The sequence below is a fragment of the Shewanella sp. FeAMO genome (genome assembly GCF_053653955.1).
On sequence record NZ_CM132201.1, the window covers coordinates 157,990 to 172,895 of the forward strand.

At 53.4% G+C, this 14,906-nt stretch carries 13 protein-coding genes; 12 read left to right on the forward strand and 1 reads right to left on the reverse strand.

Annotated elements, in window-relative coordinates; translation table 11 throughout:
• Window positions 1-6: 6 nt before the first annotated feature.
• Window positions 7-837, reverse strand: coding sequence for a formate dehydrogenase accessory sulfurtransferase FdhD (locus ACWAU4_RS00720; protein ID WP_025889561.1), 831 nt, complete (start codon window positions 835-837; stop codon window positions 7-9).
• A gap of 278 nt (window positions 838-1,115) precedes the next feature.
• Between ACWAU4_RS00720 and ACWAU4_RS00725 the strand changes: the two genes are divergently transcribed.
• The 12 genes from ACWAU4_RS00725 to ACWAU4_RS00780 all read left to right on the forward strand — a co-directional run bounded on the left by ACWAU4_RS00725 (window position 1,116) and on the right by ACWAU4_RS00780 (window position 14,559).
• On the forward strand, window positions 1,116-1,574 hold the full coding sequence (locus ACWAU4_RS00725) for a DUF3305 domain-containing protein (RefSeq protein ID WP_025010609.1): 459 nt from the start codon (window positions 1,116-1,118) through the stop codon (window positions 1,572-1,574).
• The gene (locus ACWAU4_RS00730; protein WP_025010610.1) at window positions 1,574-2,188 is read left to right on the forward strand and encodes a DUF3306 domain-containing protein; all 615 of its coding nucleotides are present in this window, start codon (window positions 1,574-1,576) and stop codon (window positions 2,186-2,188) included. The genes ACWAU4_RS00725 and ACWAU4_RS00730 overlap by 1 nt, the downstream gene beginning before the upstream one ends.
• Window positions 2,189-2,338: 150 nt before the next feature.
• Window positions 2,339-4,003 carry a 4Fe-4S binding protein gene (locus tag ACWAU4_RS00735; RefSeq protein ID WP_208136419.1) on the forward strand — a complete coding sequence of 555 codons (1,665 nt, stop codon included), beginning with the start codon at window positions 2,339-2,341 and terminating at the stop codon, window positions 4,001-4,003.
• Window positions 4,004-4,013: 10 nt separating this feature from the next.
• Window positions 4,014-4,670 (forward strand): TorD/DmsD family molecular chaperone, encoded by a 657-nt coding sequence (locus ACWAU4_RS00740; RefSeq protein ID WP_025889566.1) that lies wholly within the window; start codon window positions 4,014-4,016, stop codon window positions 4,668-4,670.
• 75 nt (window positions 4,671-4,745) lie between these two features.
• A complete protein-coding gene (locus ACWAU4_RS00745) occupies window positions 4,746-4,943 on the forward strand; it encodes a twin-arginine translocation signal domain-containing protein (protein ID WP_025010612.1) in 198 nt (65 codons plus the stop codon).
• A gap of 18 nt (window positions 4,944-4,961) precedes the next feature.
• Entirely contained in the window at window positions 4,962-7,811 is a 2,850-nt protein-coding gene (locus tag ACWAU4_RS00750) for a molybdopterin-dependent oxidoreductase (RefSeq protein WP_044733399.1), read from the forward strand.
• Between the two features lie 27 nt (window positions 7,812-7,838).
• The gene (fdh3B, locus tag ACWAU4_RS00755) at window positions 7,839-8,435 is read left to right on the forward strand and encodes a formate dehydrogenase FDH3 subunit beta (RefSeq protein WP_025010613.1); all 597 of its coding nucleotides are present in this window, start codon (window positions 7,839-7,841) and stop codon (window positions 8,433-8,435) included.
• Window positions 8,436-8,480: 45 nt separating this feature from the next.
• On the forward strand, window positions 8,481-9,485 hold the full coding sequence (locus tag ACWAU4_RS00760; RefSeq protein ID WP_454290412.1) for a formate dehydrogenase subunit gamma: 1,005 nt from the start codon (window positions 8,481-8,483) through the stop codon (window positions 9,483-9,485).
• A 372-nt stretch (window positions 9,486-9,857) separates the two neighbouring features.
• Entirely contained in the window at window positions 9,858-10,055 is a 198-nt protein-coding gene (locus ACWAU4_RS00765; protein ID WP_025010614.1) for a twin-arginine translocation signal domain-containing protein, read from the forward strand.
• An 18-nt stretch (window positions 10,056-10,073) separates the two neighbouring features.
• The gene (locus tag ACWAU4_RS00770) at window positions 10,074-12,926 is read left to right on the forward strand and encodes a molybdopterin-dependent oxidoreductase (protein WP_025889567.1); all 2,853 of its coding nucleotides are present in this window, start codon (window positions 10,074-10,076) and stop codon (window positions 12,924-12,926) included.
• Window positions 12,927-12,955: 29 nt separating this feature from the next.
• Window positions 12,956-13,525, forward strand: coding sequence for a formate dehydrogenase FDH3 subunit beta (fdh3B, locus tag ACWAU4_RS00775; protein ID WP_025010615.1), 570 nt, complete (start codon window positions 12,956-12,958; stop codon window positions 13,523-13,525).
• A gap of 53 nt (window positions 13,526-13,578) precedes the next feature.
• Window positions 13,579-14,559 (forward strand): formate dehydrogenase subunit gamma, encoded by a 981-nt coding sequence (locus ACWAU4_RS00780; RefSeq protein WP_044733397.1) that lies wholly within the window; start codon window positions 13,579-13,581, stop codon window positions 14,557-14,559.
• The last annotated feature ends 347 nt before the right edge of the window (window positions 14,560-14,906 follow it).

Genomic DNA, 14,906 nt, shown 5'->3' on the forward strand with positions numbered 1-14,906 from the left:
TGGGTATCAGCGTGGATTGCTGGCATCAAACTCGATATTGTCGGCACCATTGTACACCAGGAAATGGCGTCCCTTGGCGCGGGCGACCATGGTGATCCCCAGCTTTTGTGCCAGTTCCAGGCCCATTTGGGTGACACCACTGCGGGACAAGAGCACAGGGATCCCCATCTTGGCGACCTTGATAACCATCTCGGATGTGAGCCGCCCCGTGGTGTAAAAAATCTTGTTGTCGCCTCTGTCCTGCTCCAGCCACATCTCACCGGCCAGGGTATCCACCGCATTGTGGCGGCCAACATCTTCGACAAAGGACTTTATCTTATCCGCTTCACACAGGCCACAGCCGTGAACTGCGCCGGCATTCTTGTAGGTTTGGTTGTATTCACTGATGTTTTTCAACAGGGAGTAGAGCATGCTCTGCTTCAGTTTCGGTTGCGGCAGGACTATGTCGTCCAATCCTTCCATAAAGCCGCCGAAGACAGTGCCCTGGCCACAGCCTGTGGTAACTGTCTTGTCGGCCAGCTTGGCGTCCAGATTCTCAGTCTGCTCACGGGTGATCACGGCAGCGGAAGCCACGTCCCAGTCGACAATCACAGATTCCAGTTGCGATACATCATTGATAAAGCCTTGATTCTTCAGGTAACCCAGTGCCAGGGCCTCGGCTCTTGCACCCAAGGTCATCAGGGTGACTATCGGTCGCCAGTTGAGGTAAACCGTCAGTGGTCTTTCACAGGCAACATACTTCTCCTGCAACTGGCCATTTTCATCGACCGCAGTCACGGCAATGGTCAAAGGCACCTGGGTATTGGTCTTGATCAATTGGGGTTTGGCACTGGTCATTATCGAACCTTCACAGAGAGCATGGGCCACAGCATAGCAATATTTATACCGTCACAGGATTCAGGCTGCAAAATGCGTGATCCGCAGCAAGCGCCGGCGGCACTCAGGTCATGAATGTCCCAAACCAGATTGCATATTGGACAAAATGTCCTATTTTTAGCCTTAAATAGATGATCAAGTTCAAACTTATTTCTCAAATGGCAACTGGCACTAAAATTGCAAAGTCTTGGGGATCTTACTTATGCCCGAAAATAATCCCATCGGGAGGGAGAGTCAGTATGCAACATTCCGAAAGCGTATGGCCCATGTACGTTTCACTGAAAAAAGTGGAGAAACAGGTCGGTCGTTGGACATCCATCAGCTGGGAGCTGGACCAAATCGTGCCCGCCACCCATGAGGCGCCTCCGGGAGCCAAGCTGGTCCTGCTGGAGTTGTTTCGTGATGAGCGTGCCAGTTACCGCCTTAATCTGGATATGGACAATCCCATGCTTTACATAGTTTGCGACGAAGATGTCGAGGGCAACTGGATCCCAGCCGCCATCTCCGCCGACCAAAATGTCGCAGCCGGTTGTCTCGAAGGGGATACCCCGGTACTGAACATGCCGATGCCGGAGGCGATTGCCTGCTGGATTGAAGCCTTCATTACCCGCCACGGTGAAGTGGAAATCACCGCCCACAGACGTAAACATGTTAACCGCCGCAAGGAATTGGCCGAAGACAACATTCGGAGGCACTGATGGCCGAAAAGAGTGGATTCCTCAGCCGCTGGGCACTGCGTAAGCAGCAAGTTCTGGACGGTGAAACCCCTATCGATGAACCGCTGCAAGAAGCGGAAGTTGTTGCAGAGGCAGAGCCGGAAACTCAGGCTGTGCTCGAAACTCAGCCAGAGACTGAGTTGCAGGAAGAAAAACTGTTGACTGCCGAAGACTTGCCCGACCCCAGCGGTATCGAGGTTGGCGGTAGTTTCGCCAGCTTTATGGCCAAGAATGTCGACCCGGCAGTCAAGACCGCCGCACTGCGTACCCTTTGGAAACAACCTCACTTCAATGAAATCGACGGCTTACTCGAGTACGCACTCGATTACAGCAATCAACCCAAGCTAACCGCTGAAGCTTCGGCTGAATTGGCCAAGAAAGTTTTCCGTCACGTACTGGAAAAAGAGGAGCCGGAAGAGGCTGAGGAAGCCCTGGCCGAAACCGATGCTTCCCTAGGGGATGCCGAGGCCGACACGCCACAGTTGGCCGAACAATCTGCGCCACAGTCGCCAACGGACAATTTGGACGGGGATGTGACTGCAGAGGCCCAAAATGCCACAGATGCAGTGGCCGAAACTCATAAGCCGGTTGTTTGACGTCAGTTTAACAGCCTTTAATGCCCATAATTTTGGTATGTGAATTGCTGTGTTCAGGCTATAGCAAGCTGTAAATCAATAATAAAAGCAGCAAGATAAAGAATACGGCCACCGCCATAAACTGTTCAGGAACGCAAAGTGAACAATAGTGTGAGCAATAATCCCGCCCAGCAAGCGCTGCGGCAGGTGCGTCGTGAGGTCAGCCAGCAGACTCAGATTCTGCAAAACCTGATCCCGCCGACCGTAAGTTACACCACAGAGGGGAATGTCCTGGTAATAGGCCCCGAGGATCTGGCTCGGCTGGCGGCAGACAAACTGTCTGCCATGGCCGGTAGAGTGGTCTTGGCCAACGAGCCTATCACCAGCCAGGAAGAGGCCCATCTCGAAGCCGTAATGGCTGCCGCCGAAGATGTCGAGAGCTACTACAACAAGCTGATTGGTATCAAAGGCTTCCTCGGTCAATTCCAGGTGAGTGTCGAACATGACAATGGCGCCGCCGAGCTCAGTGTGGTTGCACTGCGCAAGCCGCATTTTGATCTGATCCTCGACCTGAGCCGCGAGCCGCAAATTCAGCTGGAAATGCTGCCGCCCGGCTATTTCTATGTGGGTCAGGACCCGCAGAAACTGGCCGAAGCCTTGCAAGAGTTGCCCCAGATGATCGGCCAGTTTGACAAGCCTCGCTATGTCAAGGTCAACGCCGATCTCTGTGCCCACAATCGCAACGGCAATAATGGTTGTAACCGCTGCCTCAACTTCTGTCCGGCCGATGCTATCAAGAGCGTGGCCAAGCAGATTGAGATAGACCCCTATCTGTGCCACGGCGCCGGCAGCTGTACCAATGCCTGTCCAACCGGGGCCATTGCCTACGACCAGCCAACCCCTCAGGCGCTGCATTCATACCTGAACAAGTTGATTTCCCGCTTCCGCGAGCAGGCCCAAACCGCGCCTGTGGTGCTGTTTCATGACATGGGACAGGGCGGCGCCCTGATCAACGACGAGTTGCCGGGCGAGGTTCTGCCGGTAGCACTTGAAGAAGTCACGGTTGCCAGCATGGATCATTGGATGGCTTCTTTGGCCTGGGGTGCGCGCCAGGTGTTGATCCTCAACACCAGTGCCACAGCACCGACTCTGACTCAGATGCTCAAGGGTGAACTGGGATTGGCCAATGCCATTTTGGATGAGATGGGGCAGCCACAAAGGATTCGGGTTATCGACGAAGCCGAGCTTGCCAATCTCTGGCCTATACTGGATGTAAGTCTGGACTGGCCTGTGATAGTGCCTGCGGCGCTCACTGAGGGTAACAAGCGCACCCAGCTGTATGCCGCTATCGATCACCTCAATGAGCAGGCTGCTAATGTTGATACCCAACTTGCCATGGGCAATGTTCCTTATGGCTTGGTGAATATCAATGCCGACAAGTGCACCTTGTGTATGTCTTGTGTCGCGACCTGTCCTACCCAGGCGCTGACCGACGGTGGTGACACTCCGGCACTGTATTTTGTCGAGCAGGATTGTGTGCAGTGTGGTCTGTGTGAGGCCGCCTGTCCGGAGAAGGTGATCAGCCTGACTCCTCAGGTCAATCTGGATAAGGCTGCACGGCAGCAGCACCGGATCCTGAAAGAAGAAGCTCCGTTCGAATGTATTCGTTGTGGAGCGCCGTTCGCGACCCAGTCTATGGTGCACCGGATGCTGGATATGGTCGGAAGCCACAGCGCCTTCAGCGCCAACATTGAGCGTTTGAAGATGTGTGGTGATTGCCGGGTTAAGGATATGTTTGAAGACATACTCCAGGATCCGGAAAAGCAACTGAGATAAGAGATCCGCTATGACCGAAACAGTAAGAGAAGTATCAGAAAACGATCAGCTTAGAGCAGATATCTATCAGCTGCTGGCGGCGCTGCTGAGGCGCCACCCCAGCCCGGAATTGCTGAGTTTTCTTGGCGACCTCGAAGTCGACGCCAATGACGACAGTGATATGACCAAGGCCTGGTTGGCGCTCAAGTTGGCGGCCGTCCAGTTCGACAGTAACCAGTTGGAAGATGAGTATTTCAACATCTTCCTCGGCGTGGGCTCGGGGGAAATCCTGCCCTATGGCAGCTGGTTTATGACAGGTTCGCTGATGGACAAGCCCTTGGCTTTGCTGCGTCAGGATCTGATGCAGCTGGGCTTCGAGCGCGAAGAAAACGTCAAGGAGCCGGAAGATCATGTTGCCGCCTTGTGCGAGGTGATGAGCGTATTGCTGCTGGAGGCTCCGGCCCACCAGCAACTGGCCTTCTACCGCCGCCATATCGGCAGCTGGATCATACGTTTCTTTGATACCTTGTCCCGTTGTCCCTCCGCCGCGTTTTACGCCGTGGTGGCACAACTCGGCCGGGCCTTCTTTGAAACCGAAATCAATGAGTTTGAACAGCTGGTGCTGAGCACGCCCGTGGTGGAAACCCCAGCGGTACAGATCCAGCCCAAGGCCAGCGAGTTGGCCTGAGAATTTGCCCGTGGCAACACGGGCTAAAGCATGCGGGGGAGTTTCCCCCGTCTACCTTCAACACGAGGAGACACTATGAAGAAGCAAGCTTCCGACATGGGTCGTCGTCAACTGCTCAAGGCATTGGCGATCGGCAGTGCGGCAGGCGCGGTTGCGACTGTCAGTGGTCAAGCCTTGGCGGCCAAGCCTGAAGCACCAGAAGTGCCAAAGGGTGAGGGCTACCGTGAGACTGACCATGTGCGCAATTATTACGCCTCACTGCGTAACAAATAACGATAAGGAGAGTGTGTGATGCGATTAACCCGCAAAACAGACCAGGTCGCAGTGGCTGAAAAGCCCGCTCTGGGTCTGAATCGTCGTCAGTTCCTTAAGTCTGCCGGTTTGGCTACCGGTGGGATTGCCGCAGCATCTATGCTGGGCGCAGGAATGATGCGTAAAGCCGAAGCCAAAGATGTTCCTCACGATGCACCCACTGAAGTGAAGCGTACTATCTGCTCTCACTGCTCAGTAGGTTGTGGTATCTACGCCGAAGTGCAAAACGGTGTTTGGACCGGGCAGGAGCCTGCCGTGGACCATCCATTCAACCGTGGTGGTCACTGTGCCAAGGGTGCGTCACTGCGTGAGCACGGCCATGGTGAGAAACGTCTCAAGTATCCAATGAAACTCGAAGGCGGTAAGTGGAAGCGTCTCAGCTGGGAGCAGGCTATCAATGAAGTCGGCGACAAGATGCTGAAGATCCGCGAAGAATCCGGCCCTGACTCTGTGTACTTCATGGGTAGTGCCAAGTTCTCCAACGAACAGTCTTACCTGTACCGCAAACTCGCAGCCATGTGGGGCACCAACAACGTCGACCACTCGGCGCGTATTTGTCACTCTACCACTGTAGCCGGTGTGGCCAACACCTGGGGCTATGGTGCGCAAACCAACTCCTTCAACGATATGCACAATGCCAAGTGCATGCTGTTTATCGGCTCCAACCCCAGTGAAGCTCACCCTGTGGCGATGCAACACATTCTGGTAGGTAAAGAGCGCGGTGCCAAAGTCATAGTGGTTGATCCACGTTTCACCCGTACTGCAGCCAAGTCTGACGAGTACGTGCATATCCGTCCCGGTACCGACATTCCTTTCATCTACGGTCTGCTGTGGCATATCTTCGAAAACGGCTGGGAAGATCAGAGCTTTATCGATCAGCGTGTGTACGGCATGGAACGTATCCGCGAAGAGGTGAAGAAGTACAACCCTGCCGAGGTTGAGCATGTTGCCGGTGTCGGTGAAGCTCAGATGCGTCGCGTCGCCAAGATGATGGCCGAGCACAAGCCCGGCACTATCGTTTGGTGTATGGGTGGTACTCAGCACCACGTAGGTAACGCCAATACCCGTGCTTACTGTATCCTGCAGTTGGCTCTGGGTAACATGGGTGTTTCCGGTGGTGGTACCAACATCTTCCGTGGTCACGACAACGTACAGGGCGCCACTGACTTTGGTCTGCTGTTCGATAACCTGCCTGGTTACTATGGTCTGACTTCCGGCGCCTGGGCGCACTGGAGCAATGTGTGGGATCTGGATCCTGCCTGGGTCAGCAGCCGTTTCGACCAAGGCGAGTATCTGGGCCAGAAGCCACAGACTTCAGCCGGTATCCCTTGTTCCCGCTGGCACGACGGTGTGCTGGAAGACAAGAACAAGATTGCCCAGAAAGACAATATCCGTCTGGCCTTCTTCTGGGGTCAGTCTGTCAACACCGAAACCCGTGGCCGTGAGGTGCGTGAAGCACTGAACAAGATGGACACTGTGGTAGTCGTTGACCCATTCCCAACCATGGCCGGTGTTATGCACCAGCGTAAAGATGGCGTTTACCTGCTGCCGGCAGCGACTCAGTTCGAAACCTATGGTTCTGTGTCAGCTTCCAACCGTTCACTGCAGTGGCGTTCTCAGGTCATCGACCCTCTGTTCGAATCGCTGCCTGACCATGTGATCATGTATAAGCTGGCCAAGAAGTGGGGCGTTGAGAAAGAGTTCTGTAAGCACATCAAGGTCAACGGTGAAGAACCGCTGGTTGAAGATGTCACCCGCGAGTTCAACCGCGGTATGTGGACCATAGGTTACACAGGTCAGAGCCCTGAGCGTCTGAAGATGCACCAGGAAAACTGGGGTACCTTCGACTTTGATACCCTCGAAGCACCCGGCGGCCCAGCCAAGGGTGAAACTTATGGTCTGCCATGGCCATGTTGGGGCACGCCTGAGATGAAACATCCAGGTACCCAAATCCTCTATCGTACCGACCGTGAAGTCCGCTACGGCGGTGGTAACTTCCGTGCCCGTTACGGTGTTGAGCACAATGGCAACAACATACTTGCCGAAGGTTCCTTCTCCAAAGGCAGTGAGATTCAGGATGGTTACCCTGAGTTTACCGACAAGATGCTCAAGCAGCTGGGTTGGTGGGATGACCTGACCGAAGAAGAGAAGAAACACGCCGAAGGCAAAAACTGGAAAACCGATATTTCCGGTGGTATTCAGCGTGTGGCCATAGCTCACGGCTGTATCCCTTATGGTAACGCCAAGGCTCGTTGTATCGTATGGAACTTCCCGGACGACATTCCGTTGCACCGTGAACCTCTGTACACGCCTCGTCGTGACCTGGTCGCCAAGTACCCCACCTACGAAGACCGTATGGTGGCGCGTCTGCCGACCCTGTACAAGTCAATTCAGGACAAAGACTTCGCCAAAGACTTCCCGCTGGCACTGACCTCTGGTCGTCTGGTGGAATATGAAGGCGGCGGTGAAGAAACCCGTTCCAACCCCTGGCTGGCCGAGTTGCAGCAGGAGATGTTTATCGAGATCAGCCCAGGCGATGCAGCCGACCGCGGTCTACGCGATGGCGACGATGTTTGGGTACACAGCCCAGAAGGCGCCAAGATCAAGGTCAAGGCCATGGTAACGCCAAGGGTGATCAACGGTGAATGTTTCATGCCGTACCACTTCGCCGGTATCTTCGAAGGCGAGAGCCTGGTGAAGAACTATCCGGAAGGTACTGTACCTTACGTTCAGGGTGAATCGGCCAACACGGTTCTGACTTACGGCTATGATGTGGTGACACAGATGCAGGAAACCAAATCCAGCCTGTGCCAGATCACCAAAGCCTAACCGTACTTGATGAGGAGATAAGCCATTATGGCAGTCATGAAATTCTTATGTGACACCAAGCGCTGCATCGAGTGTAACGGTTGCGTCACAGCCTGTAAAAACGAAAACGACTCCGCGCTCGAGTGGGGTATCCAGCGTCGCCGCGTGGTGACCATCAATGATGGTCAGCCCGGTGAAGCGTCCATTTCAGTTGCCTGTATGCATTGTACCGACGCGCCTTGTATGGCCGTTTGTCCTGCAGACTGCTTCTACCGTACTGACGATGGCATAGTGCTGCATAACAAAGATACCTGTATCGGTTGTGGCTACTGCTTCTATGCCTGTCCTTTCGGGGCGCCTCAGTTCCCGAAAAAGACCGCCTTCGGCAGTCGCGGCAAGATGGATAAGTGTACTTTCTGTGCCGGTGGTCCAGAGGAAAACTTCTCTGAAGCTGAGCGTAAGAAGTACGGTGCCAACCGTATCGCCGAAGGTAAGTTGCCTATGTGTGCCGAGCTTTGCTCCACCAAGGCACTGCTGGCCGGTGACGCGGAAGTGGTATCCAACATCTATCGTGAGCGGATGGCCGCCAGGGGTAACCCCAATGTGATTTGGGGCTACAATCCCAAGACCGGTGAGATCAACTGAGACAGAGCGGGGGTGGGCTAAGGCCCACCCTGACGAGGAGTGACTATGTTAATCAAATCACTGCGCAGTCTGTTCGCTCTGCTGGTATTGGTTGCCGGGCTGGGGTTTGCTTCCACAGCCATGGCCGCCGATGAACAGTCGAGCCAGCAACAGGCGCAGGCGCAAACCAGTGAGGCCGATCTTTGGCGCGCGGTAAAATCCGGTGAATCCGGCTATACCACTGCCAAGGGGGTTGAAACCGGCGTGCTGATCAACGTGGCCGGTAATCAGGGCAAGGAGCTGCGCAATCAGTACCTGACACCCATTATGGCGATTGCCGTAGTCGGTGTGTTTGGGGCGTTCGTGCTCTTTTACCTGGTGAATGGACCATCCAAGCTGCACCATGGTTTTTCCGGCAAGTTGGTGTTCCGCTGGAGTAAGGCGGACCTGATCATCCACTGGGTAGTGGCGATCAGCTGTCTTATCCTGATCTTCACCGGACTCAACATCATGTTGGGCAAGCATGTGCTGCAACCCTATGTCAGTGGCGATATTTGGGCGGCACTGATCTATGGCTCCAAGACGATCCACGATTGGGTCGGGCCACTGTTTATCGCCTCCTGGGCGGTACTGGTGGTGAAATGGATGCCGGATCAGCTGTTCAAGAGCTATGACCTCAAGTGGTTCATGCTGGTGGGTGGCTACATCAACTTCGGCCCCTTCAAGGGTAAGCACCCGGATTCGGGCTTTGCCAACGCCGGTGAGAAGATGTGGTTCTGGACCCTGGCCATTTTCGGTCTGTTTATCAGCATTTCCGGCATCATGATGGTGTTGCCCAACCTGGGTTTGCCCCGTGAAGCCTCAATGGCGGCGTTGTTGGTGCATGGTGTCAGTGCCACGCTCATTATCGCCTTCACCATAGTGCATATCTGGATGGCAACCGTACTGTCCGAGGGCGGTATGGAGTGTATGAAGTCCGGTTACTGTGATGAGAACTGGGCGATGCAGCATCACAATGTTTGGTATGACGAAATCAAAGCCAACGGTACGCTCAAATATCGAGATAATTGAGCCCCTGAGCTGATTAAAGACTGCAAACACCCCGGCCTGCCGGGGTGTTTTTTTATGATCTGTTTTTTAACATTGTTTACTTCAAAATCCGCGCGTCACTGATACTTTCGCTATTTTCCTTTTATTGAAAGTTTGAAGCAGTTAACGCTTTGAACAGCCGTTCCCATGGGGCTTACATTCAAACTGTCCCAGATCAAAATCCATCCAGTTGCAAAGCCTTATATTGCCCACGCTTATAGAAGGACTCTATTCATATGTAACGGAATTTTTACCTTTTTTGTACATAAGCGCAGCTTGAGTTGTTAATAGGCTGGAGTGCACAAAAGAGAGTCGTGTCACCCGCAACGCGGGTGAAAATTATCAGGAGCGAAGATGAAAGACCAGAAGCCAGATCTGAACCGCAGATCCCTGCTGAAGGCTATCACCATAGGCAGTGCCGCGGGTGCCGCGATTGCTGCTACAGGGGTGAGCGCCGCTCAGGCCAATGAGCCTGTTGAAGCGAAGTCCGCAAAAAAGGGCTATCACGAAACAGCGCATATCCGCAGCTATTACAACAGCCTGCGTAGCTAATCCAGGAGATCTCAAGCGATGAAGTTAACTCGCACATCCAATGTCGCCCCTAAGGCTGACAAACCAAAACTGGGGATCAGCCGTCGTCAGTTTATGAAGAATGCCGGTATTACTGCCGGTGGTATCGCTGCCGCCTCTATGCTGGGTGCCGGCATGATGCGTCGTGCCGAAGCCAAAGATGTACCTCATGATGCGCCTATCGAAGTCAAGCGTACTATTTGTAGTGCCTGTGCCGTAGGTTGTGGTCTGTATGCCGAAGTACAAAACGGTGTTTGGACTGGTCAGGAGCCTGCCTTCGATCACCCATTCAACGCCGGTGGTCACTGTGCCAAAGGTGCTGCACTGCGCGAGCACGGCCATGGTGAGAAGCGTCTCAAGTATCCAATGAAGCTTGAAGGCGGTAAGTGGAAGCGTATCAGCTGGGATCAGGCCATCAACGAAGTTGGTGACAAGATGCTGAAGATCCGCCAGGAATCTGGTCCGGATTCTGTTTACTTTATGGGTAGTGCCAAGTTCTCCAACGAAGGCTGCTACATGTATCGTAAGCTGGCCGCCATGTGGGGTACCAACAACGTCGACCACTCTGCCCGTATTTGTCACTCTACCACTGTAGCCGGTGTGGCCAACACCTGGGGCTATGGTGCGCAAACCAACTCTTTCAACGACATTCAGAATGCCCGCGCCATCTTCTTCATTGGTGCCAACCCTGCAGAAGCACACCCTGTTTCCATGCAGCACATTCTGATCGCCAAAGAGAAGAACAATGCCAAGCTGATCGTGGTTGATCCACGTTTCTCCCGCACCGCGGCTCATGCCGATCTGCATTGCTCTATCCGTCCGGGTACCGACATTCCGTTTATCTACGGTATGTTGTGGCATATCTTCGAAAACGGCTGGGAAGACAAGACTTTCATCAAAGAACGTGTGTTCGAGATGGAAACCATCCGTGCAGAAGCCAAGAAGTTCCCACCTAAAGAAGTGGCCAACATCACTGGCTGTAGCGAAGAGTACCTGTACCAGGCCGCCAAGATGATGGCCGATAACCGTCCAGGCACTGTGGTTTGGTGTATGGGTGGTACCCAGCACCACGTAGGTAATGCCAACACCCGTGCTTACTGTATCCTGCAGTTGGCTCTGGGTAACATGGGTGTTTCCGGTGGTGGTACCAACATCTTCCGTGGTCACGATAACGTACAGGGCGCTACCGACCTGGGTCTGCTGTTCGATAACCTGCCAGGTTACTACGGCCTGACCTCTGCGGCATGGCAACACTGGACCCACGTATGGGATCTGGATATGGAGTGGATGAAGAGCCGCTTCGACCAGGGTACCTACCTGGGCCGCGAACCTATGACGACTCCGGGTATTCCTTGTTCCCGTTGGCACGACGGTGTGTTGGAAGACAAGCAGAAGCTGGCACAGAAAGACAACGTGCGCCTGGCCTTCTTCTGGGGTCAGTCTGTCAACACTGAAACCCGTCAGCGTGACGTGCGTGATGCACTGGACAAGATGGATACAGTCGTTGTTGTTGACCCATTCCCAACTATGGCCGGTGTTATGCACCGTCGTAAGGATGGCGTTTACCTGCTGCCTGCCGCGACTCAGTTTGAGACCCGTGGTTCCATCTCCAACTCAGGCCGTTCTATCCAATGGCGTGAGCAGGTTATCGAGCCGCTGTTTGAGTCCAAGACAGATATCGAAATCATGTATCGTCTGGCACAGAAACTGGGCTTCGCCGAGCAGTACACCAAGCGTATCAAGAAAGAGAATGGTCTGCCTCTGATCGAAGACATCACTCGCGAAATCAACCGCGGTATGTGGACTATCGGTATGTCCGGCCAAAGCCCTGAGCGTTTGAAGCAACACACAATGAATTGGGGCACTTTCTCCAACAAGACTCTGGAAGCCGAAGGTGGGCCATGCAAGGGCGAAACCTATGGTCTGCCTTGGCCATGTTGGGGTACACCTGAGATGAAGCATCCAGGTACCCAGATCCTCTATAACACAAGCAAGCACGTCAAAGACGGTGGCGGTAACTTCCGTGCCCGTTACGGTGTGGAATATCAAGGCAAGAACCTGCTGGCCGAAGGCTCCTTCTCCAAAGGTGCTGAAATCCAGGACGGTTATCCTGAGTTCTCCGACAAGCTGCTCAAGCAATTGGGCTGGTGGGACGAGCTGACTGCTGAAGAGAAAGCCGAAGCCGAAGGTAAGAACTGGAAGACCGACCTTTCAGGCGGTATTGTCCGGGTTGCCATCAAGCACGGTTGTATCCCATTCGGTAACGCCAAGGCCCGTTGTATCGTGTGGACCTTCCCTGATCAGGTGCCAGTACACCGCGAGCCGCTGTACACAGCCCGTCGCGATCTGGTAGCCAAGTACCCAACTTATGACGACATGCAGGTACATCGTCTGCCGACTCTGTACAAGTCTATTCAGGAGAAAGATGTCAGTGGCAAGTACCCACTGGTACTGACTTCCGGTCGTCTGGTGGAATACGAGGGTGGTGGTGAAGAATCACGTTCCAACCCATGGCTGGCCGAGCTGCAGCAGGAGATGTTCGTTGAGATCAACCCTGGTGATGCTGCCGACCGCGGTATCCGTGACGGTGAGAAGGTATGGCTGGAAGGCGCCGAAGGCGGCCGAATTCTGGTTCAAGCCATGGTGACCCCAAGGGTTAAACCTGGTGTGACCTGGATGCCTTACCACTTTGCCGGGATCATGCACGGCGAGAGCCTGGAACCCAACTATCCGGAAGGCACAGTGCCTTACGTATTGGGTGAATCCTGTAACACTGCGCTGACCTATGGTTATGACCCAGTGACTCAGATGCAGGAAACCAAGGCGTCGCTTTGTCAGATCGTCAAAGCATAAGTGCAGCTTAAGCGAGGAGAATTGCCACTATGGCTACAATGAAATTTCTGTGTGATACCAAGCGCTGCATTGAATGTAATGGCTGTGTCACCGCTTGTAAAAACGAAAACGACTCCGCTCTCGAGTGGGGTATCCAACGTCGCCGTGTAGTGACCATCAAAGATGGTCAGCCCGGCGAGGCCTCTATCTCTGTGGCTTGTATGCATTGCAGCGACGCGCCTTGTATGGCCGTATGTCCTGCCAACTGCTTCTACCGCACCGAAGATGGCATAGTGCTGCACAACAAAGATACCTGTATCGGTTGTGGTTACTGTCTCTATGCTTGCCCATTCGGCGCACCTCAGTTCCCGAAATCAGGTGCCTTCGGCTCCCGTGGCAAGATGGACAAATGTACCTTCTGTGCCGGTGGTCCTGAAGAAAACCATTCGGATGCCGAGCGTCAGAAATACGGTGCCAACCGTATTGCAGAAGGCAAGCTGCCTATGTGTGCCGAACTCTGTGCAACCAAGGCCCTGCTGGCCGGTGATGCGGAAGTGGTTTCCGGCATCTACCGCGAGCGTGTGGCTTATCGCGGTGCCGAAAACGGCGCCTGGAAGTAACAGACGGCACGAATATCCGACCCGGTACTACCGGGTCGGTGAGAGAGGTTAATATGAACAAATGGTTCAAACACATAGGCTTGGCTATTGCGCTCTTGTTCAGTGCGGTTTGCTTTGCCAATGGTGCTGATGCACCTGTGGAACCACAAGCGAGCGACGCCCAGATCTGGGCACAACTCAAGGATGGGGCAACGGGTTACACCACGTCCCAGAGCCAGTTCCACAACCAGCCGATCAACACCTATGATCTGCGGGTACTGGAACTGCGCAGCGACTGGCTGGCCCCCGGGTTGATGCTGGCCCTGTTCGGCATGATCATCATTTTTGCCCTGTTTATCATGGTTAACGGTATTTCCAAACTGCACCATGGTTTCTCCGGCAAGATGGTACATCGTTGGTCCAAGTTTGATGTGAGCATTCACTGGCTGGGGGCGATTCCCTGCTTGCTGCTGATCCTCACCGGCTTGGTGCTGTTGGCCGGGCGTTTCTTCTTCCAGCCTTATCTGGGTGAAGGCTTCTGGGCATCCATGGTCAATGGTGCCAAGCAAGTGCACGACGTGATGGCGATTCCCTTCATGTTCGGCTGGGCGCTGATGACTCTGTTGTGGGCCAAGAACCAGTTACCCAAGATGTATGACGTCAAGTGGTTTATGGTCGTGGGCGGGTACATCAACTTCGGTCCTTTCAAGGGCAAACACCCTGATGCCGGCTTTGCCAACGCCGGTGAGAAGATGTGGTTCTGGGCCTTTGCCTTCTTTGGGCTGATCATCTCTGCCTCAGGCATGCTGCTGCTGTTCCCCAACCTGTTTGAACCCAGCCGTACCCTGAGCCTGATAGCTCTGGTGTTGCACTCAATCAGTGCCATCATCATCTGTGCCTTCTCCATAGTGCATATCTTCATGGCAACTGTTATGTCTGAAGGTGGTATGGAGTGTATGGTTTCCGGTTACTGTGATGAAAACTGGGCAACTCAGCACCACAACCTGTGGTATGACGAGATCAAGGCCAACGGTACTCTGAAATACAGAGACTGAGGCCAGCCCTTTGCAGAAAAGCCGTGTCAGTCGACACGGCTTTTTTTATCAATAATGAAAAATAAAGCGGTGATTATTTTATTTATGGCACTTATACCTCTAAATAGGTGGTCAAAGTGCCATTTTCTTGAGTGATTGGCATTAATTAACTGTTTTTAATCATTAAATTATTTTAATCCTTAGCTTAATTCTTCTGCTGTTTAACTGTTTTTGTAACAAAATTTCTGACTTGATCCGTAAAATAGTTAACGATTTGACTTCCAAAGTGTAAAAAATACAATTCAAATAAAACAACATCATGTTTATTAAGAGTTATTTCAATTTTTAATGACATTATGATGGATTGC